The sequence below is a fragment of the Acetobacter musti genome (genome assembly GCF_011516835.1).
GTDB classification, from domain to species: Bacteria; Pseudomonadota; Alphaproteobacteria; order Acetobacterales; family Acetobacteraceae; genus Acetobacter; species Acetobacter musti.
On record NZ_WOTB01000018.1, the window covers coordinates 79,572 to 99,744 of the forward strand.

Here is a 20,173-nt window from a genome sequence, read left to right on the forward strand (position 1 = left end):
TGGTCCTCAGGCGGCTGGCTCTCAGCCTGTCACTCGTCAGATATAACTGGCGAGTGTCATGCTCTTCATATCCGCGATCAGCGTGTACGATGCCTGGAGCTGATCTGTAATCTGGGTGCTCTGCGTGGATAATGTTGCCAGATCGGCGTCCGTCACATTGCCAAGCTGTGTGCTCAGCATTGTGCTCACTGACGTCAGCAGGGTTGCCTGGGAGGTCAGACTGTCCTGAGTAATGCCGAGGCTGCCTTCCTTGCTGGTCAGCGCGGCTGAGACCGAGGACGTCGAAGACTGTAATGTTGAAACAAGATCTGAAAACTGTGTGCTGGATGTATCGGCGCTGCCGAGGGACGCAACGATCATCAGGTTTCGCATCAGATCTTTAATCATCGACCCGGTGGATGTTGATGTTGCCGGCGTTCCTTCCGTCGCCACCATTCCCACGGTCACCGTATCGTTGTCCTGTCCGACGATGGCCGTGCTGTCCAGCGACGAAACGGTTGACGGATCGGCTGAGAGAGCACCGGAGAAAACGGAACTGGCGGAGACGGTTGAGCCGTCATCAGCCGTGACCGTTTTTCCTGAGGCCAGAGCTGTCGCATTCTCAAAAACCGTCTCGGCGCCATCAGTCGAAAGCCCGGAGACTATGCTGGCCGTTGCGGTAGCGAGATCACTCGTTGCGAGACCGGAAGAATCCGTCACGGGAGGATTGCTGCTGTCCGTGCCGGCGAAAACATAGCCGGTTCCGGAGGTGGTATTCAGCAGGGTTCCGAGCTGCGCGAGGTCGGTTTTCGCTGTTTCCACGATGGTCTGAAGCGAACTCGTGCCTTCTGAGCCTGAGAGCGACAGGAGGCTGGTCTGCAGATCTGTTGCGATCGAGGAAATCTGTGTCAGGGCCGTTTGTGTGACAGAAAGATTTGTCTGCGCGGAACTCACTGAACTCTGCCAGGTCGAGACTGCGGTAATCTGCGGGGAAAGGCTGATCGCCGTCGCGCGGTCGCTGCCAAGACCCGCATAGGTCTGCGATTTGACGCCGGTGCTGGTCTGATTCTCTATATCCGTCTGTTCCGCAGCGAGTTCTTTTACTGCCTGCTGCAGAACATAGGACGTTCCTGAAGCTCCGTATAATCCAACTGTTGTGCTCATGATTATGACACCGCATCAAGAAGGGCGGTAAACATGGCCTGTACCGCCGTTATCACTTTCGCATTTGCCGTATAGGCGTTCTGGAGCGCCACCATATTTGACATCTCGTTATCGACATCCACGCCGGATACGGTGGAGACTTTTGTCGCAAGGCTGGTCTGAACCGTTGTGGCGGTCGACAGATCGGATGTCGCGGCCGAGGCCACCGCCGCCTGCGCTGAGGTGAGCGTGGTGGCCAGGCTGCTCAGGCTCTGGTTTGCGCTGTAGCTTATCGTCAGCGTTCCGGAGGCCCCCAGAGACGAGACCGGGGCCGCGAGGTCGCCCGAAACATCGGCCGTCGCGGAACCCAGAGCCTTCGAAAGCGCGTCCGTGACTGTTGTCGTGCTGCCGTCCGGCGCAAGCTGCGACGGATCGCTGACATAGGACGGATTGACCTCAAGTGTACTGGAGAGACCGGTGATGCCGGAGGGGGTGGTCGCCGACGTATCCGATGCGGGCATGCTGCCTGTGCCGTCGGTAAAAAGCGTCATCCCGACGGCATTAAAGCGGTTGGCCAGCGTATAGGAGAATGAATCCAGCTGGGCCTGCATCTCGGGATAGACATTGTCACGAAGATCGATATTCGCGCCGAGGCTGCCGCCTGTCAGGCTTGAGGTGATATCGACGGACTTGCCGTTGATTTCGAGATCGATTCCCGGGATGGTCGATGAGCTGGCGTCACTGGAATAGGACGATGACGCGGAAATTGTGATGTCCGATGTTGACAGAGGCCAGGTCGAAGACGGGGTCTCGATCCCCGAATTACTGTCCGGTTCGGTTGGCAGCTGGGTGCCGTTCGCTGTCTTGACCAGCATGTCTCCGCTGGAGGTCTCCGTGAATGTGACCGAGAGCTGAGAAGACAGGTCGGACATGACGGCGGCGCGCTGATTTTCCAGATCGGCGACGCTGACGCCCTGAACCTTGAGCGAGACGATCTGCTGCGAGATCTTACCGATCGTCGTCAGATCGGTGTTGATGTCCGACACGCCGCTCACGATTGCATCCTGCGCGGACTGGCGCTGTGTCTGATACTCTGTTGAAAGCGTGTTAATGGCCGAGGTCAGGGTCTTTGCGCTGGAAATGACGGTGGCCTGCGCCGTGGAATCGGTCGGGCTTGAAACCAGCGCTGTCAGTGCGTTCGATACGTTTCCGAGATCGTCCGACAGGGTGTTGGTCGATCCGGAATCCGAGCTTGTCGATCCCTGCAGGGCGGTGATGGCCGAAAGGGAATTATCCTTCACGGTCAGCGCCGCAACCTCAGCGTTCTGCGTGTACAGCCCGGCTTCGAGCGCATCGTTGACGTTACGGGTCGTGAGGCCGATGGCCACGCCCGAGCCGGTGCCTGCCGCATCTTTTGCGCTGAGATTGGCGACTTCCTCGACATAGCCCGTGGTGCTGGCGTTGGACACGTTTTGCGAGAGCACACCGAGCGCGTACTGCGTGCCTTCGAGGCCGCTGGTCGCTATCGACAGTGATGAGTTCAGATCCATAGTCACCAGCTCCGGCGAAAATTCTGCCGTCATGAGTCATGAGGCGGAGCGCGTCCGGACCGGGCATCGGCCCTGACGGTCATGTTAATCCCGGCGGGACGCCTGCACTGTGGTCAGGCTGCCCTACCCGAATGAAGAAGACGTAAACGAGCGCTTATCGGATCATGCTGATCGTTGCCTGCAGGAGCGTGTCCGCCGTCGTCACGATTTTCGTGTTCGCGGTATAGGCTTCCTGCGTGACGATCAGACTCGACAGATCGGAGGTCAGATCCGTTGTTGAGGATTCTGTCGACGAGGTTTCAAGCGTTCCGGTGCCATTCGCGCCGACGACGCCCGTTTTTGCCGACCCTGAAGCGGATGTCGCCACATAGGCCTGTCCGTCCACGGCCATCAGGCCGTCTGCGTTATTGAACGATGAAAGAGCGATCTTGCCGACCAGCTGCGTGTCGCCGTTGCTGAATTCGGCCATGATGGAGCCATCGCTCTGCATTTCCAGACCTTCATACGTGGCGCTGGTGGCGCTGTCGCTGGTCAGGGTCGGCGTGCCGGAATTTTCCTTAGCGGTCGTTGTGCCGGCGGCGCTTCCGATAGTGCCGAGGTCGATGTTGACGGTCTGGGAGGCCGCGCCGTTGGTGTAGGTCAGCGTGACTGGCAGTTCGGCGGTTGATCCTGTGTAGCCGGTGCCGACATTCGTATACACGGTATTGCCGTTTGAATCCGTAACCGCATTCCCGCTGGAATCCAGTTCCGGCTGCTGGACCGAGACGATATTACCGGAGGAGTCGAACGTGACCTGATAGGTCGTGGTCGCGGGCGTGGTTCCGGAGTTTGTCGCCAGCTGCATCGACGTGTCGGATGAGTCACCGTTAGTGACCGTAACATTGTAGATTGTATCGCTGTAATCTGAATCCGTGGCTTTAGCAGCAGTCTCGGCGTCTGTGTCCTCACTCCACACAGTGGAGACCGTATGCGCAGCGGAAGTGGAATCATAAACAGTTTGTGAATAGACTCCTGGAACCGTCGTCCCGGCCGCAGTCGCCGCAGTCACTGCCGAAGTCACCGCCGCCGTCGCCGCATTGCTGCCAGCCGTCTGAGCCTCAGCCGTAGTTTCGTTAGCTGCGATAGCGGCATTGTAAGCGGCGGTGGAGGCATCTGACATCGCGGTCGCGGTCGTGGAGCCATCCGAGATCCCGCCCGTCATTGTCAGCGTCGTCGTCTCTGTGGGGCGGAATGCGATATTCGATGCGTTGATTTCCGTCAGCTGCGATGTGTCGAGCGTGCCGGTTTTGGCATCCGCCATATATCCTTCGAGGTAATAACCCGATGTATTGACCAGATAACCGTTTTTATCTTCCGAAAAATCACCGTTACGCGTGTAATACTGCTGATCGCTGAATGTCTCGGTGCCCGCCGTTGCTTCGCCGGAAGGCAGGGCGACATCGAAGAAACCGTTTCCGGAGATGGCAACGGCGAGGGAATTGGTGCTGGAGGAAATCGTTCCCTGCTGCTGGGTCTGGGATGTTGTCACTGCACCGACACCGTCCGATACGGCCTGTGTGGAGGTCGACGCGAGTGAGTTCGAAACGAAATCCTGGAAGCTCGTTTCCGACGCCTTGTACCCGACCGTCTGACTGTTTGCGATATTGTTACTCAGATTGGTGAACGCGGTGGACTGGGCGTTGATGCCTGCGGTGGCGGTGGTCAGTGCATTGAAGATCGACATGGATCACTCCTTAAGCCGGCTGCCGGAAACAGGACGCCGGACAGGCCTTGATGACTCAGACCATGCAGGAAGCGTGCCAGGATCGGTCCGGAGCCGGACTGATCGCCATATTTTCCTGAATGATTGCGGTTTTCCGCCTTTCAGGAGGGAGAGCGCCAGGGCCGGAACGGGGCAAGATCGCGTGTTTCAGGATGCCGCTGACAAAAAGAACCCGGCATAATCTGCCTGGGCGGCAGATATGACCGGGCGCGAAGGCGGATCACCGGTGACAGGGCGGAGCGGGACTGCGGGAATACATGGAAAATCGCCTGCTCCGCGATGTGGCCCGAAACTTGCATCATGACTGATCAGGATCAGACGATCGGGAATTGTTATGGCAAGTTTGCTGACATCGACGCTTTCGGAGAAGAGCCTGAAACAGCTCACGGGAGCAGGCGTCGCGTCATCGGTCGGAAAGCGGAACAGCGGCCGGGTGGTTGCCGGCGGGTCCGGAGCGGCTTCATTTTTCGATGCCATGAATTCGGTCATGCAGGGCGGTCAGGTGACCGGTTCGGGGAATATACGCCCGGTTAATTCCCCGGCTGTAAGTTCCGGAACGACAGCAGCGGCTGACAGCGCGAGTTCGTCCGGCAGGACGCAGGCTGCGACAGTTTCGGGAGCGAGTGACAATGTGCCAGATTCGTCCGTAACGACGGCGTCCGGTGATCCGGGGACAGCGGATTCCTGCACATCCGGTAAAAAGGAAGCGGATAAGACGTCCGGGTCTGCCCGCGAGCGGAAAAACGGGGCTGTTGCCGGAACGATGTCTGCCGGAAAGCAGGTGACGGGTTCAGGGAAATCCGGCACGGAGACATCGTCGTCGGCTGCCAGGTCGTCAGGCAGCCGAAAGAAAAAGGATGACGGGGACGATGCTGTCGCCACCGCCGCTGCGCCGCAGGATCTGACAGGAAGCATTCTGGCGTCCGCCGCTGCGGTCAGTGGCAATGCCGACCCGTTGCCGGTGAGTTTTCAGCCTTCCGGGACATCGGATGACGCCGCGTCTGTAACGGCGGTTGCGGGCATTGCTGCCGTCAGCGGGGCATCCGCTTCCGGTGGAGCGGCGTCCGGGATTATATCCGATGGTGATACGGGTGTTACGACATCGGTATTTTCCGGGGGAGGCACGTCGGAACCGGCGAAAGGTGCCGGGACGGATTCCGCGTCACAGGGGGCGGCAAACTCCCTTGCCGGGACATCGCTCCTGTCGGAGGGCGTTGCGGTGTCCGTGGAAAATGGTCCGGATATATCGGCTCTGGCAAGGATGGTAGCGCAGGGCAATGGCACTGACGGGTCTGCGGCGTTGATGTCGGGATCGGGCGCATCAGGCGGTTCTGTTCAGCCGGTAACGGCAGTCAGTCAGGTTTCGACGGGTCCGGCCGGGGTGTCGGCGGGCGTGTCTTCGGCAGCGGAATTGCAGGGTGTCACGCAGGCGGCGGCTGTCAGCGCCGGGCAGAGCGCTGCCGCGCTGCTGGCTGCGCAGACGGTTTCGTCATCAGGTGAAGGGGACATTGCGGACACAACTGCTTCCGATGCCGATCCAGCGCAAAATGCTGCCACGAATACTGCTGATGTGGCGGGCTCTCCCGCACCGGCAACCGGCAAGGTGACTGTCCGCGCGGCGGAAACACAGACTGCAGGCGTTTCCGCAACGCTGTCCGGCACACAGATTCCTGGTGCAGGGACATCCGGCGGGACGATGGCGTCCGCTGCGGCGGGGGACGGAGTGTCTTCGGAAGGGGATGCATCAGATGCAGTAACTGCGTCCGCCGATGTGTCCGGTCTGTCGGCGGCGGTTTCGGGGGCAATGGCGGCACTAGCTGACATTGGGGCTTCTGTTTCTGCGGAAAATTCCGACAGCGGCATGAATGGTACCGGGCAGGCGGAGATGCAGAGTGCTGACGTTTCAGCGATCCTGTCCGGCGCGCAGATCCCGGATGTGGGGACGTCTGGCAGAACGACAGCGTCCTCGTCCGAGGGAACCGGACTGGCGTCAGCGTTCGGAGGTGTCGCAACCGATGCAATAGCTTTGTCCGCTGATACCTCCGGATCGTCCGCGACGGTTCCGGGAGCGGTGGCTGCAGTCGCCGATACCGGGTCTTCCGCTGCGGAGGCTTCGGTCAGCAGTATGAATGCCGCTCACCAGCCGGGCGCGGGGCAGTCGGCGGCGGGAACGGATATGACGGGTGTGAAGCGAACATCCGGCAGAACGGCGCACCGGCAGGCGGAGACGCAGAGTGCTGACGTTTCAGCGCTCTTGTCCGGCGCGCAGGTTCCGGATGCCGGGACATCTGACGGAACGACAGTGGTGTCCTCGTCTGAAGGGACCGGACTGACGGCAGCGTCAGGAACTGCCGCAACCGATGCCGTGGCTTTATCCGCTGACGCATCCGGGTCGTCAGCGGCGGTTCCGGAAGCCGTGGCGGCAGTCGCTGATACCGGGTCTTCCGCTGCGGGGTCTTTGGACGGAAGCGCCCATGCTGCCGGGCGGGCTGATGCGACGCGGGCCGTGGCGGGGACGGAAAGTGCGGCAGCTTCCCGGACAGACCAGACGCCGGCGGCAACGGCGTCTGTGGAAGAGCCTTCGGCTACCGACGGGAAGGAGAGCAGATCTTCCGACGGATCGTCATCGGGCAGGCAGGATGAGAAAAATGGACGGGAGGCGACCCTTACGGCGGCATCGGTCGTCGCGCCAGTGCCGGTTGCGACAGAAACCTCTTCTTTTCAGGATCTGACGTCAGGTTTCAGCAACGAAAGTGAAGACACGTCCGCCAACGTATCCGGCTCCGCCACGGACGCCTCCGCGCCGGCGGTGAGTGTCGCACGTTCCGCGGACGGGGCGTCATCGGTCAGCATTACCGTTCCGATGAGCGACGATCAGACGCCGGTGCATGTGATGATCGATCAGAACAGCGATACGTCCGGCCTTCGCATCCACATTGGAACAGCAGCCCTGACGACGCTGAACGAACTGCAGTCGGGCCGGCATGAGCTCGTGAATGCGCTTGAGAATGCGGGCGTATCTGCCGCCGGCGCGGAGATTTCTTTCGGACTCGCGGATGCATCGGGCGGGCCGTCGTCGCGGGGGCAGGAGCAGTCGCAGTCGGGAACGCAGGAGAGCGGCTCCGGCTATCAGTCCTTTTCCGAAGATTTCAGCGGTTCCGGCGGCGGTAACGGCAGCGGCTCCGGCGGATCTGGCGGCGGGACAGCCCGTGCTCAGATCGCTTCCTCTCTTCCGGCGACCGGTCTTAGCGTTCAGACGGGCGACGCCGCCTGTCTCCCGTCATCAAGTTTTTCGCGCTCTGGCAGCGTCAATATAACAGCCTGAAGGAACTGACCTCATGGTGACCGCCACAACATCCACGACATCGACAGCCTCTTCAACCAGCCTGCTTTCGGCGGCCGTCTCATCTGCCCAGGGCGCGGCATCGACGAACAGCGCCGCCACGACCACCACCTCTACGGATTCCTCGACGAGCACGAGCGCGCTTTCGTCGCTGACCAGTAACTTCAATACGTTTCTGACTTTGCTGACGACGCAGCTCAAAAATCAGGACCCGAGCAGTCCGATGAGCAGTGACACGTTCACGTCGGAACTGGCGCAGTTTGCCGGGGTGGAGCAGCAGGTTGATACCAACACGAATCTTCAGACTCTTATTTCGCTGACCGAGGATGGCCAGCAGTCCGGCGACATGTCTCTGGTGGGCAAGACGGCCACGGCGTCGACCAGCGTTCTCCCGCTCCAGGACGGGACGGCGACCGCATCCTTCACGACGACATCGGCGGAACCGATTGCGATTGCTGTCACCAACAGCTCGGGCACGGTCGTGAAAACCGACGAGCTGACCTCTTCGGTGGGCGCCAATACCTGGACCTGGGATGGCACGGATTACAACGGCAACCAGCTTTCGGACGGCTCTTACAACATCGCGATCGAAACGATGGACAGTTCCGGCAACACCTCGGCGGTGCCGTTCACGGTGACCGGTTCGGTAACGGGTGTGGACCGGACCGGCAGCTCGATTTACGTCGAGATGGGCGCCGCGAAGGTCGATATGTCGGATGTCACGTCGTTCTCGGACAGCTCGTCGGATTCATCCGGCACCTCATCAGGTTCATCGAGCTCATCGTCTTCGGGTTCTTCATAAAACGAACGGGTGCGGAGAGCTGCCGGCCGGCGCGGTTCTCTCCGGCGCGGTTTTCCGCGGTTGTTGCGGGAGGTCCGGACGATTCCGGCTTCTTTTGCAGGCATGCCGGATTGTTCCTGCTGTGCGCCTCCTCCGATTCCGCGGATGGATTCGTTCTCCTGACGGATTAAAAACCTCGGCCGGGCGCGGGAAACACACATAACCCGGCAAAAAATGCCGACCGTTAACCGGCAAGTAATCGGGCGACCTCACTTTCACGGGATCAGACGCAGTCAGACTGAAACGGAACGACGTGGCCGCCAGCATTCTTTTTCCCGCCCGATATTTCACAAAGTCTCTCCGCTTGAGTCTTCCGGCGGACGGTTCCCTTTGAAAGCAACATTATCCGGCCTGAAATCTCTGGGCCTGCCCCGTCTCATCGCACTTGGCGCGGTGGGCGTGGGTCTTCTCGGTATGCTTACGGCGCTCACCCTGCACGGGTCCAGGCAGCCGATGTCGCTGCTCTACAGGGATCTGGATCTCCATGAGGCGTCCCAGATGGCCGATGATCTGGAGAAGGCGCATATCGACCATGTCGTTTCGCCGCAAGGCGATTCCATTTCGGTTCCGCGTGACCAGATCGCATCGGCGCGCCTCATGCTCGCGCGGGACGGACTCCCGTCCGGGGGTTCGGTCGGCTACGAAATCTTCGATCACGCCAGTACGCTGACGACCACGCAGTTTGAGCAGAATATCGATGAAATGCGCGCGCTTGAGGGAGAGCTTGAACGGTCCATCAGACTGATCCGGGGCGTTCGTGGCGCACGGGTTCATCTGGTCATGCCGCGCCGCGAGATGTTTTCCACCGAAACGCAGGCGGCGCAGGCCAGTGTTCTGCTCACCACGGCGGGAGGAAAGATCGACTCTGAAAACGTGCAGGCCGTTCTTAACCTGGTGTCGGCCGCAGTTCCGGGACTGAAGCCCGAGAACATCGCCATTATCGACAACCACGGAAACGTTCTGGCGCGCCCTGGCGATCATGCCGGGCCTCTCGGGCTGGCGCACGGCATTGATGAGCAGCGGCAGGCGACGGAGACGCGGCTCTCGCAGGCGGTGGAAGCAATGCTCATTCCGACGCTTGGAGCGGGTCATGTCCGGGCGGAAGCCGCTGTGACGATGAATCTCGATCAGGTTCATGAAACGCAGGAAAGTTACGATCCCGATCAGCAGGTTCTGCGATCACAGCAGACGACTTCCGACAAGAGCGTCAACACCGAGGGACAGCAGAACGTCTCGGTTGCGAATAATCTTCCGAACGCCAACGCCGGCCAGCAGAGAGGCGGAAGCCAGGACGACCGGCGTGAAGAGACGAACAATTACGAGATCGGAAAGCGCGTCAGGACCGTCATCCAGGACCAGCCGCGCATCTCCCGCGTCAGCCTGGCCGTCATGGTTGACGGGACCACGCATCCCGGTCCCGACGGAAAACCGGTCTGGACTCCTCTGGATAAAACGGAACTGGACCGGATCACGACACTGGCAAAGACCGCGATCGGCTATGACGAAAAACGCGGCGATACCGTCAATGTCGTGTCGATGCGTTTCGCCACTGAAGCGGATGCGGAAACTCCCGCGCATACGGGCTGGATGGGGCTGCCGGTCGATAAGAACGACATCTTCCACATGGGCCGCAGCCTGGCGCCCGGGCTCCTGATTTTCCTCGCTCTGGCGTTCTTTGCGAAGCCGCTCCTGAAAAAGGACGGCGCCGAGGTCACGGAGTCTTCCGAAGAAGCTGTCCCGGCTCTCTCCGGCGAGACACAGCGCCCTGTTACAGCGTTGCGGGAGCTGGATGACGAGGCGGCCGGCTTTGGCAGCCCGGCTCAGCTCGCTCTGGAAGGTCCGGAGAGCGCTCAGCCCGAGTTCATGAATCTGTCCGGGATCGACGGACGCCTCAAGGCATCCGCCATACGGCGTGTCCGTGAGCTGGCGTCGTCCAATCCGGAAGAGAGTCTCAATATCATCAGGTCGTGGCTGTCGCCACAGTACGAGGGCTGAACATGCTGGGGAAAGCAGGGGTAACAGGCGCACAGAAGGCGGCCATTCTTCTACTCGCGCTTGGTGAAGACAGCAGCACGCAGCTTTTTTCAACCATGCATGAATCCGAAATCAGGGAGATTTCGGCGGCGATGGCGACGATCGGAACCATCCCGGCGGAAACTGTCGAGACGGTCTGCAACGAATTCTCCAAGTCGTTTTCTTCGGGCGACATGCTTGTGGGGACGTTCGAGACGACCGAACGGATGCTCAGGAAGGCGCTGCCCGGCGATCGCGTCAACCAGATCATGGAGGAAATCCGCGGTCCAGCCGGACGGACGATGTGGGACAAGCTCGGGAACGTGCCGGAGAATGTTCTGGCCAGCTATCTGCGCAACGAATATCCGCAGACGGTCGCGGTCATTCTCAGTCGCCTGCAGCCGGCCCATACGGCGCGTGTCCTCGGGCTTCTGCCGGAAGATTTTGCCGTCGATGTGATGATGCGCATGCTTCACATGGAGAATGTTCAGCGCGACGTCATAGACAGTCTCGAGACGACCCTGCGTTCCGAATTCATCGCCAGCCTCGCGCGGTCGTCGAAACGCGACAGTCATGAGCTTCTGGCCGAAGTGTTCAACAATTTCGACCGGCGCATTGAAGGGCAGTTCATGAATGCGCTTGAACGCCGCAATCTCGAAGACGCGGAACGGGTCAAGGCGCTCATGTTCACCTTTGACGACATCAGGCGTCTTTCAAAAGAAGTCATCATGCGGATCATGCGCGACATCAATCGCGAGAAGCTCCCTCTTGCGCTCAAGGGCGCGTCCGAAGATGTTCGCAGTCTTTTCCTTTCGTCCATGACAGGGCGCGCGGGAAAGATCCTGGAGGACGAAATTGCTTCCCTTGGTCCCGTGCGCCTGAAGGATGTCGATGCGGCCCAGTCCGAAATCGTCGCCACCATTAAGGAACTCGCCAATCAGGGCGAAATCGATATCAGCCCGTCAGCAGACAGTAACGAGCTGATCCCGTGACCAGTGACATCGTCATTCCGTATTCGAATACAGCCGGCATTCTGTTTGCCGAGGATTTCGATGCCCTGCCGGAGGAACAGTCTCCGGAGGGTGCGGATGACACCGGTCTGGACGACCATGACCCCGCTCCGCCCCCGGCCCCGGTTTATACGGAGGAAGAACTCCATGCCGCTGTGGACGATGCAGTGCAGAAGGCGACTGAACGCACGGCCCGGGAGACACGGGAGACCTTAAAGAATGAATATGACCAGGCCATTGAAACGGAAAACAGCACCCGCATCGGAACCATTGAGACGCTTCTGACATCTGTTCAGACGGATCTGGCGTCCCGGCTGGATTCCTATGCCGATGCTCTTGGAAAGGCTCTTGCGGATGCGGTCATCTCCGCGTTTCCACAATGGGCGGAAAAGATCGAAACGCTGCAGGCCGGCGCATTGCTGCGTGATATTCTGCCAATGTTTACGGAGGACTTCCAGGTCCGTCTCCGGATCAGCCCCGCCACCGCCGCTCTCGCGAAGACCGACCCTGTTCTCGGGCGCTTTTTTCAGAGCGCGTGGCTTACAGCCGAGACCGATGCGTCACTCGGGCCGAGTGATTTTTCGATGACCTGGCCTGACGGAAAAATCGTTCGCCGGCTCGATGACACCGTCAGCGCCCTTCTGTCGACTCTTAATGCTCCCGCCATCTCCTCACCTCAGTAACAGGACAATCCAGATGCCTTCTCAGTCCGCACTCGACGATCTGAACCAGTTCGAAGCAACCCCCTCCGACCAGGACACTGTAGCGGCGCATGGTCTTGAGGCTGTTTACGATATTCCGGTAACTGTAAGCGCTGTTCTCGGTCGTTCAACAATGCAGGTCAGCCAGCTTCTGAAGCTCGGGAGAGGCGCTGTTGTCGAGCTTGACCGGAAAGTCGGCGAGGCAATCGATATTTATGTCAATAACCGGCTGATCGCGCGTGGCGAGGTTGTCATGGTTGATGACAATCGTCTCGGCGTGACGATGACCGAGATCATCAAATCCGATAAAAATATCTGAGGCCGGCATCGGATGCGCGTTCTTATTGTCGGTCCGTTATCCGGTGAACTGGGCAAGGCGGCCAGTATCGTGCTTGCGCGCGGGGCTCTCGTCGATCATGCGGAATCTGTCGATCAGGCAATAAGCCGTATCTGCGGACAGGGCGATCACAAGCTCATTATCTGCGGCATCGAGTCCGCCATTGCACGGCTTGTCGAGGGACTTCGCCGCGAACGGATTTCGACGCCGGTTCTGGCCTGCGGTCCGGAAGATCCGGAACTGGCGGCACTGGCGATTGCGAACGGAGCCGAGGATTACATCCCTCTCCCGCCCGATCCGGATCTCATTGCGGCGTTCATTCAGAATGCGACGGATGAGACCCAGACAGTTCTCTCCTGTGATCCTGTGATGCGCGGTGTTCTCGCGAAGGCCGACAGAATTGCCGCCTCCGATGCCTCAGTTCTGATTACCGGTGAGTCCGGGACCGGAAAAGAGGTGATGGCCCGTCATATTCATCAGAATTCCAGACGATCCAGAGGACCGTTCGTGGCTCTGAACTGTGCGGCGTTGCCGGAAACGCTTGTTGAATCCGAGCTGTTTGGACATGAGAAAGGGGCGTTCAGCGGCGCGACGGCGCGGCGGATCGGGCGTTTTGAGGCAGCGAATGGCGGCACGCTGTTACTGGACGAAATCAGCGAGATGGATGTTCGCCTGCAGGCCAAGCTTCTTCGCGCCATTCAGGAGCGTGAAATCGACCGGCTTGGCGGAAACGCACCTGTTTCCGTCGATGTAAGACTGATTGCCACGTCGAACCGCGATCTTCCTGCGGAGGTCGCGGCTGGCCGGTTCAGGGAAGATCTCTATTTCCGGCTGAACGTCGTGTCGATCGCGCTGCCGCCTCTGCGCAGCCGTCCGCTCGATATTGCCTTTCTGGCCCGGCATTTCGCACGTTACTACAGCGAGATGAACGGTCTCCCGGACCGGCCGGTGACGGCGGAGGCAATGACCCGACTGGAGAACGCCATCTGGCGGGGCAATGTGCGTGAGCTGGAAAACACGATGCATCGCGCCGTGCTGATGGCGCCCGGCACTGTGATCGATGCCGATGCGTTTGAATTCCCGGAGATGCCGGTACCAGCGGCGTCCGGAAAATCCGTGTCTTCTCCGGAGACGATGTCGCCCTGGGTCGGTCACCGGATGGATGAAGTCGAACAGGCGCTGATCCTGGATACGCTCTCGCACACCGACGGAAACCGCACCCATGCGGCGTCTCTGCTCGGAATTTCCATTCGGGCGTTACGCAACAAGCTGCGTGATTATGCGCAGCAGGGAGCGGCCATTCCGCCGCCCTCACAGGGGATGACGGCGCCGCAATGAGCGACACAAACAGTCCGGTCGTCAGAGAGTCCCGCAAACTGACGGGCGATATCATCAGAAATATCCGCTCGTTTGATATTCGCAGTCTGAGAAACGGCGGGTGGCGGCGTCTGCTGCCCGGAACGGATGTGGGTCTCGCCCTGGGTGTGGCGGCCCTTCTGTCCATTCTGATCCTGCCGCTTCCGACGATGATTCTCGATGTCGGACTGGCGCTCTCGATCACGTCTTCCGTCCTGATCCTGATGGTCGCGCTGTTTCTGAAACGCCCTCTGGATTTCACCTCTTTTCCGACGCTGCTTCTGCTGACGACACTTCTGCGGCTTTCTCTGGAAGTCGCGACAACGCGCCTGATTCTCGGGCACGGCAATGAAGGCGTGTATGCCGCGGGCCATGTCGTCGCGGCCTTTGGCGGCTTTCTCATGGGCGGTGACGTTGTCATCGGCGGCATTCTGTTCTCGATCCTGCTTGTCGTGAACTTTATGGTCATCACCAAGGGATCGGGACGAATTGCGGAAGTCGCTGCCCGTTTCTCGCTGGATGCGATGCCGGGGAAGCAGATGGCGATTGACGCCGAGCTCGCGTCCGGTTCGATTTCCGACCGGATCGCGCAGAAAAAACGGCGTGAACTGGAGGAGGAGAGCGGTTTTTACGGAGCGATGGACGGCGCGGCGAAATTCGTTCGTGGTGACGCCATCGCCAGTCTGATGATCACCGCGATCAATATTATCGGCGGTCTGACGATCGGGCTGATCCGTCACGGCATGCCCCTTTCGGAAGCCGCGTCCGCCTTTACCACTCTGACGATCGGTGACGGCCTGGTTTCGCAGATTCCGGCTCTTCTCGTTTCGACGGCGGCCGGTATCGTTGTGACCAAGGGCGGCACGGAAGGCGCCGCGGACGCCACGCTGGTCCGCCAGCTCGGCGGCGGCCCGAAGCCGCTCGCGCTCGCCGCCGGCATCGCGGGCGTCCTCGCCATGATGCCGGGGCTTCCGGCGATTCCGTTTCTGGCTCTTGGCGGTCTGGCCGCGGCCGGTTCCTGGATGCGCCATAAACATCCTCTTTCCGACGATGACGAGGAAGCGACGAGCACCGCGATCGTGCCCGCCAGCAAGGAGCCTCCGATCACGGACTCCCTCCGGATCGACATGATCCGGCTTGAGCTTGGCTTCGGTCTTCTGTCGCTGGCCAGCGGCGAGACGCCTCAGCTGACGGAACAGATCAAGATTCTCCGGCGGACGGTCGCGTCCGAGATGGGATTCATTCTGCCGCCGGTTCGCATTCAGGATAATCTGCAGCTGGCGACGGATCACTATTCCGTCCGGATCAAGGAAATCGAAGTCGGTTCCGGCGATGTTCGCCCGAACCGTCTTCTGGTCATGAACCCGGCGGGCGGCCTGCCGGACCTTCCCGGAGAGGCGACAAAAGAACCCGCCTTCGGTCTTCAGGCCATGTGGGTGGATATCAGCCTTCGGGAAAAAGCGACATTTCAGAACTACACTGTCGTTGATCCAGCCAGTGTGATCGTGACGCATCTCAGTGAGCTCGTTCGGGAAAATCTCTCGGATCTTCTGACATATACCGAGACACAGAAGCTTCTTGACGATCTGCCACGCGATCAGCAGAGGCTGGTGACCGATCTGATCCCGTCACAGATCTCGCTGGGAGCGGTGCAGCGTGTGCTGCAGGCTCTCCTTGCGGAGCGTGTTTCAGTCCGCGATCTCTCGACAATTCTCGAAGCGATCCAGGAGGCGTGTGGTCTGGGGCTCCGGGCGATCCCACAGATTGTCGCGCATGTCCGCACACGACTGTGCCGGCAGATCAGCGCCGCCTTTACGGGACCGGGCGGTTATATTCCGATCGTCAGCCTCGGGCCAGCCTGGGAGAGCGCGTTTCTTGAGAGCATGGTTGGTCCTCCCGAGGATCGCCAGCTTGCCATGGCCCCTTCCCGGCTGAATGATTTTATCGGACGGCTCAAATCGACTCTCGATCAGGCGGCCTCACTGGGCGAGGCGCCTGTCGTTGTGGTCAGCGGCAGCATCCGTCCGGCCGTGCGGGCCATTATGGAACGTCTGCGGCCGGCGACGCCCGTGCTGGCCCAGGCGGAGATCGCTCCGCGCGCGCGTATCCGCACGCTGGCAACAATTCAGTAAGTAATTCGTTCCAAAGTCGTCGCTTCACTACGGAATACAGCATGAAACTGAGAACATTCTCCGGCGTCAACATGAAGGATGCTGTCAGGCAGGTCAGGGCGACGCTTGGTGAGTCCGCGCTGATCCTGTCCGAGCGCGTTACCGGAAGCGGTGTCGAGGTGATTGCCGCCATTGATATGGCCGATGACGATGATATGGCGACCGGACCGCTCAGTGCCGGGATGTTTTCCGGGGTTCCGGGCGGTACTCCGGCCGCGGCGGATGCAGATGGCGGCGTAGCCCCGCAGCACCCGATGAGCGGCGACAGTGAGACCGTTTCACCGGACACGCTCAGGGACAGACTGCTCTGGCACCGGATTCCGGATGTTCTGGTCGATGATCTCGTAACGGCGCCACTTGCCACGGCGCTCTCGAAACTGGTCCGGTTTGGCTGTTTTTCGTTTGCGCCGGGAAAATCGCCGCTTGCGCTGGTGGGGCCACCGGGTTCGGGGAAAACCCTGTCGGTCGCGAAACTGGCGACCCGCCTGGTGCTGGCAGGGAATACGCCTCTTGTGATCACAACCGATCGCGAGCGCGGCGGCGGCATCGATCAGCTTGCGGTGCATACGCGGCGTCTCGGGATTCCGCTGCTGGCGGCGCATGATACCGCGACGCTGAAGAGGGCGCTGAACCAGCGGCGGAACGGACAGCCCGTTCTTATCGACACCGCCGGGACCGATCCGTACGCCGGGGATACGCATGCCATTCTGACGGAACTCACATCGTCAACGCGGGCTCAGCTCTGTCTGACGCTGCCGGCGGGGTATGATACGGAAGAGTCGGCGGATATCGCGGAGATTTTCTGTAAAGCCCGGACGCGGATGATGATCGCGACCAGACTGGATCAGGCGCGCCGCGTCGGCAATGTGGTCACGGCGGCGGCGTGCGGGCTGATGCTGACGGAAGCCGGCATCAGCGATGCGACGGCGGGCGGTCTGACGTGGCTTACGCCACGGCTTCTTGCCTCCCGTCTCGCGGCTCAGGGAGACCCGCCGGTGATGATGTCCCCGGCGACGGAACAGGATAATCCGGCCTCCGCGCCGCGCCGGGTGTCCGACACTGCACGGGCGGCCTCTTCCGCACGGTCGCAGGTTGCTCATTCCGGTATTTCACATCATTCAGCAGCATCGCTGGCGCAGCAGACTGTCCGTCCGTCCGCGCTGGCCGCAATGTGAGGAGCTGCGCAATGTCACAGGCTGCCTTTGCGTCTCCGGCACGTCCTTACAGCAAGGCGTTACGAACCGCTTTTCTGCCGGAAAGCACGGTCAGGGATCTCCCGCCGACGCCACGGATCGTCGCCATCGCGTCGGGGAAAGGCGGTGTTGGCAAAACGTGGTTTTCCCTGACGCTTGCCCATGCGCTTCTTCGTGAGAATCGGGAGAGCCGGATTCTGGTTGTCGATGGTGATTTCGGTCTCGGGAACGTGGATATTCAGCTCGGGCTGCGCCACAAATTCGATATCACGCATATTCTCAAACGCCAGATTTCCATCACCGAGGCCATCACGCCCTGTTTCCTGGCCGATGCGGGAGGCTCCTGTCAGCTCGATATTCTTCCGGGCCATTCGGGAGCTTCGACGCTCAGCCTGCTGGGGCATGACCGGATTCACGAACTGCTGGAACAGCTCCGGACGCTGTCCGGCTACGATATGATTCTGATTGATCTGTGCGCCGGCATCGACTGGAGCGCGCGGGCGATTGCCGCCGCGGCTGACACGCTGCTTCTCGTCACGACGGAGGAGCCGACGGCCCTGACGGATGCCTATGCGGTGCTTAAACTTTCAATGAGAGACAGGCAGCTTGACGGACTTCGGGAGACCAATGCCGAGATTGTCGTCAATCAGGCGGCGGGCATTCGTTCAGGACAGGCGGTCTACGGGGTTCTGGCTGAAGCCTGTGAGCGTTTTCTTCATCAGACCCCTCGTCTTGCCGGTGTCATCCGGCGGGACCGGCGTGTTTCGGAAACGATCCGTCTGCAGCGTCCTTTCCTCGGCGATCATTCGGGATCGGTTGCGGCCGGGGACATTATGCGGATCGCGCGGCATGTTGCCGGCGATGTGTCCGTGATCCGCAGGCCAGTGATGAGCGTCGGCTGACAGCTTCGGCGCGAATCGCGGCAGGAGACTGTTTCAAAAACCTGCCCGTGAAATCTGCTTCAAGTTATAAAAAGTTTTTGGTGAAGCTTTTTCCAAAAAGCTTCAGAAGACATCGCTTTTTTGGAAAAGCAGCATTCCCTCACGCTCCACAAAAAACCACCCCGAAATATTTTCATAATTCAGAGATGGTTTCACGAACATCTCTCTGAAGCAGTCTCTCAGCCGACCGCTTCACTCCGTGGCGAATAAGCGGGCTGTCCGGTTGCCGCGCTCAGACGGTCACATACGATCTGCGTGTCGTAATCCGCCACGGCCGCCGGACAGGCCGTTCCGGACAGTTCTTCAGGATAGCCCGTGTTGACGAAGGTTTTCAGGATCAGTCCTGCCAGTGCTTCAGCAAGGCTTTCCTGTTCGGATACGCCCCGGAAACGCCCGCCTGACCGAAACCAGACAATCGGTTGTTTGCAGGGAGCCGACCCGTCGGGCAAACTTGCCAGCGGTCGGAGCGTGTCTGCGGTGGAACCGGCCGATGTCGGGTTTCTCACCGAGAACTGGCGGGACACCGGAATACGGCTGAGGAAGGACCAGCGGTCATGAAGAAACAGAGCATTATCGTCCTGGCGCTTCTCGCCATTCTCGCGGCCTGCTGTCATAAGCCAGATCCGAATAACCTGCCTGTGGATGGCTCGATCCGGTGCAATTTCGATCATGTCCCGGGTGAGAAGACGGTCTGTCCAATGCCTCACTGAGGATTATGCGGGAGAAGCCTGACGGGGCCGGGATTAGACTGGGGAAGGAATGAAACGATTTCTGATACTGGCTTCGGCGGCGGTCCTGCTGGCTGCGTGCTCCGGCCACACTCCGCTGACACCACGGCAGGAAGCGCATCGCGATCAGACGAAACTCCACAGATGCAACGAGATTTCGGACCGGGCCGCGCGCGGGCGGTGCCTCATGGCTGAGTCGCGACGGCATTATCTGTATGAGCATCCGCCGGGGCAGCGCACGCGCCGCTGATGGCGAAACACCGCCCTTTCACGGCGGTGGCTCAGGAGGAGCGTTCCGGCTCAGGGACGGGCCGGTCAGAGGGCTCCGGTCGCCCCTCAGGCGGGATTTTCTTCGCCCGAATGACGCCCAACTTCAGCCACGATCCGGCGTTCTCATCGTTTCAGGAGGACGTTATGACCAGATCCAGGCAAACGGCAATTCTCGCTGCTATTCTTCTTGCTCTGTCCGGATGTTATGGCGGATATGGGCACCATCATCACCACGGGCGCGGACATTACGGACCGCCACCGCCGCCGCCACGCTGGTAAATCGATCCGGCCGTGTGCCTTCAGGCGATATGTCCGGCTGCATTTGCCGTCGAAAATAGAGGATTGAGAACGATCCGGCATCAGGACACTGAAAGAAAAGTGCGAAGGCGCGCGCGACCGGTCGGTGCCTGAAATTTCCTGCTTCAGAAGTTTCCGCCGCCCAGGGACCAGGCGGCGCTCTGTGTTTTTTCTTATGCTTTGCGCTGCCAGAGTCAGGCTGCATGATCCATCGGGTCTCGGCGGCATCGACTGGACGAATGTCTGCCCAGTGGATCAGGAACGTCTGGCGCGAGAAGTAACGGAGCTTATGCAGTCCGCAAAACAGGCTTTTCGGCAACAGGATTCAGCCGCTTAAATGACTGAACGTATCTGATAATTCTGACGCTTCTGGCTGTTTTGCCAATGGCGTCCCGTACGGGAGTCGAACCCGTGTTACCGCCGTGAAAGGGCGAATTAAACCTTTTTATATCAATGGCCTTTTCAAACAAATGTCATGTTATCAGTGTGTTATTGTGTCTCTCGGTGTCGTGCTGTGTCATGCGGTGAAATGCTGATT

The 20,173-nt window shown here is 60.1% G+C and carries 15 protein-coding genes and 1 tRNA gene; 11 read left to right on the forward strand and 5 right to left on the reverse strand.

Features of this window, described 5'->3' with window-relative positions; translation table 11 throughout:
• Positions 1 to 36: 36 nt before the first annotated feature.
• From GOB93_RS13495 to GOB93_RS13505, 3 genes are all read right to left on the reverse strand, one after another.
• Positions 37 to 1,143 carry a flagellin gene (locus tag GOB93_RS13495; RefSeq protein WP_173584027.1) on the reverse strand — a complete coding sequence of 369 codons (1,107 nt, stop codon included), beginning with the start codon at positions 1,141 to 1,143 and terminating at the stop codon, positions 37 to 39.
• A gap of 2 nt (positions 1,144 to 1,145) precedes the next feature.
• Positions 1,146 to 2,672, reverse strand: a complete 1,527-nt coding sequence (flgK, locus tag GOB93_RS13500) for a flagellar hook-associated protein FlgK (RefSeq protein ID WP_173584028.1) — start codon at positions 2,670 to 2,672, stop codon at positions 1,146 to 1,148.
• 154 nt (positions 2,673 to 2,826) lie between these two features.
• Entirely contained in the window at positions 2,827 to 4,395 is a 1,569-nt protein-coding gene (locus GOB93_RS13505) for a flagellar hook-basal body complex protein (RefSeq protein WP_173584029.1), read from the reverse strand.
• Between the two features lie 373 nt (positions 4,396 to 4,768).
• On the opposite strand from GOB93_RS13505, the gene GOB93_RS13510 reads away from it, so the two are divergent.
• The 10 genes from GOB93_RS13510 to GOB93_RS13555 all read left to right on the forward strand — a co-directional run bounded on the left by GOB93_RS13510 (position 4,769) and on the right by GOB93_RS13555 (position 18,301).
• The gene (locus GOB93_RS13510) at positions 4,769 to 7,759 is read left to right on the forward strand and encodes a beta strand repeat-containing protein (RefSeq protein WP_173584030.1); all 2,991 of its coding nucleotides are present in this window, start codon (positions 4,769 to 4,771) and stop codon (positions 7,757 to 7,759) included.
• A 13-nt stretch (positions 7,760 to 7,772) separates the two neighbouring features.
• Entirely contained in the window at positions 7,773 to 8,579 is an 807-nt protein-coding gene (locus GOB93_RS13515; RefSeq protein ID WP_173584031.1) for a flagellar hook assembly protein FlgD, read from the forward strand.
• 369 nt (positions 8,580 to 8,948) lie between these two features.
• On the forward strand, positions 8,949 to 10,613 hold the full coding sequence (gene fliF / locus GOB93_RS13520; protein WP_173584032.1) for a flagellar basal-body MS-ring/collar protein FliF: 1,665 nt from the start codon (positions 8,949 to 8,951) through the stop codon (positions 10,611 to 10,613).
• Positions 10,614 to 10,615: 2 nt separating this feature from the next.
• Entirely contained in the window at positions 10,616 to 11,623 is a 1,008-nt protein-coding gene (gene fliG, locus GOB93_RS13525) for a flagellar motor switch protein FliG (RefSeq protein WP_173584033.1), read from the forward strand.
• Positions 11,620 to 12,324 carry a hypothetical protein gene (locus GOB93_RS13530; protein WP_173584034.1) on the forward strand — a complete coding sequence of 235 codons (705 nt, stop codon included), beginning with the start codon at positions 11,620 to 11,622 and terminating at the stop codon, positions 12,322 to 12,324. Before fliG ends, GOB93_RS13530 begins: the two co-directional genes overlap by 4 nt.
• Positions 12,325 to 12,337: 13 nt before the next feature.
• Positions 12,338 to 12,661, forward strand: coding sequence for a flagellar motor switch protein FliN (gene fliN / locus GOB93_RS13535; RefSeq protein ID WP_173584035.1), 324 nt, complete (start codon positions 12,338 to 12,340; stop codon positions 12,659 to 12,661).
• Positions 12,662 to 12,673: 12 nt separating this feature from the next.
• The gene (locus GOB93_RS13540) at positions 12,674 to 14,017 is read left to right on the forward strand and encodes a sigma-54-dependent transcriptional regulator (protein WP_173584036.1); all 1,344 of its coding nucleotides are present in this window, start codon (positions 12,674 to 12,676) and stop codon (positions 14,015 to 14,017) included.
• On the forward strand, positions 14,014 to 16,167 hold the full coding sequence (gene flhA, locus GOB93_RS13545; RefSeq protein WP_173584037.1) for a flagellar biosynthesis protein FlhA: 2,154 nt from the start codon (positions 14,014 to 14,016) through the stop codon (positions 16,165 to 16,167). Before GOB93_RS13540 ends, flhA begins: the two co-directional genes overlap by 4 nt.
• A 41-nt stretch (positions 16,168 to 16,208) precedes the next feature.
• The gene (locus GOB93_RS13550; RefSeq protein ID WP_173584038.1) at positions 16,209 to 17,381 is read left to right on the forward strand and encodes a flagellar biosynthesis protein FlhF; all 1,173 of its coding nucleotides are present in this window, start codon (positions 16,209 to 16,211) and stop codon (positions 17,379 to 17,381) included.
• An 11-nt stretch (positions 17,382 to 17,392) separates the two neighbouring features.
• Positions 17,393 to 18,301 (forward strand): AAA family ATPase, encoded by a 909-nt coding sequence (locus GOB93_RS13555; RefSeq protein WP_173584039.1) that lies wholly within the window; start codon positions 17,393 to 17,395, stop codon positions 18,299 to 18,301.
• 218 nt (positions 18,302 to 18,519) lie between these two features.
• On the opposite strand, the gene GOB93_RS13560 is transcribed toward GOB93_RS13555, so the two are convergent.
• Positions 18,520 to 18,954 (reverse strand): hypothetical protein, encoded by a 435-nt coding sequence (locus GOB93_RS13560; RefSeq protein ID WP_173584040.1) that lies wholly within the window; start codon positions 18,952 to 18,954, stop codon positions 18,520 to 18,522.
• A gap of 145 nt (positions 18,955 to 19,099) precedes the next feature.
• Here GOB93_RS13560 and GOB93_RS13565 point away from each other — a divergent pair, with 145 nt between their 5' ends.
• Positions 19,100 to 19,318, forward strand: coding sequence for a lipoprotein (locus tag GOB93_RS13565; RefSeq protein ID WP_173584041.1), 219 nt, complete (start codon positions 19,100 to 19,102; stop codon positions 19,316 to 19,318).
• A gap of 702 nt (positions 19,319 to 20,020) precedes the next feature.
• Here GOB93_RS13565 and GOB93_RS13570 read toward each other — a convergent pair.
• Positions 20,021 to 20,089: transfer RNA gene (locus tag GOB93_RS13570), tRNA-OTHER, on the reverse strand.
• Between the last annotated feature and the right edge of the window lie 84 nt (positions 20,090 to 20,173).

Bases quoted from the DNA above. Each gene is read 5' to 3' on its own strand.
- GOB93_RS13495 (WP_173584027.1), bottom strand. From the start codon at position 1,143: ATGAGCACAACAGTTGGATTATACGGAGCTTCAGGAACGTCCTATGTT.
- flgK (WP_173584028.1), bottom strand. From the start codon at position 2,672: ATGGATCTGAACTCATCACTGTCGATAGCGACCAGCGGCCTCGAAGGC.
- GOB93_RS13505 (WP_173584029.1), bottom strand. From the start codon at position 4,395: ATGTCGATCTTCAATGCACTGACCACCGCCACCGCAGGCATCAACGCC.
- GOB93_RS13510 (WP_173584030.1), top strand. From the start codon at position 4,769: ATGGCAAGTTTGCTGACATCGACGCTTTCGGAGAAGAGCCTGAAACAG.
- GOB93_RS13515 (WP_173584031.1), top strand. From the start codon at position 7,773: ATGGTGACCGCCACAACATCCACGACATCGACAGCCTCTTCAACCAGC.
- fliG (WP_173584033.1), top strand. From the start codon at position 10,616: ATGCTGGGGAAAGCAGGGGTAACAGGCGCACAGAAGGCGGCCATTCTT.
- fliN (WP_173584035.1), top strand. From the start codon at position 12,338: ATGCCTTCTCAGTCCGCACTCGACGATCTGAACCAGTTCGAAGCAACC.
- GOB93_RS13540 (WP_173584036.1), top strand. From the start codon at position 12,674: ATGCGCGTTCTTATTGTCGGTCCGTTATCCGGTGAACTGGGCAAGGCG.
- flhA (WP_173584037.1), top strand. From the start codon at position 14,014: ATGAGCGACACAAACAGTCCGGTCGTCAGAGAGTCCCGCAAACTGACG.
- GOB93_RS13550 (WP_173584038.1), top strand. From the start codon at position 16,209: ATGAAACTGAGAACATTCTCCGGCGTCAACATGAAGGATGCTGTCAGG.
- GOB93_RS13555 (WP_173584039.1), top strand. From the start codon at position 17,393: ATGTCACAGGCTGCCTTTGCGTCTCCGGCACGTCCTTACAGCAAGGCG.
- GOB93_RS13560 (WP_173584040.1), bottom strand. From the start codon at position 18,954: ATGACAGCAGGCCGCGAGAATGGCGAGAAGCGCCAGGACGATAATGCT.
- GOB93_RS13565 (WP_173584041.1), top strand. From the start codon at position 19,100: ATGAAACGATTTCTGATACTGGCTTCGGCGGCGGTCCTGCTGGCTGCG.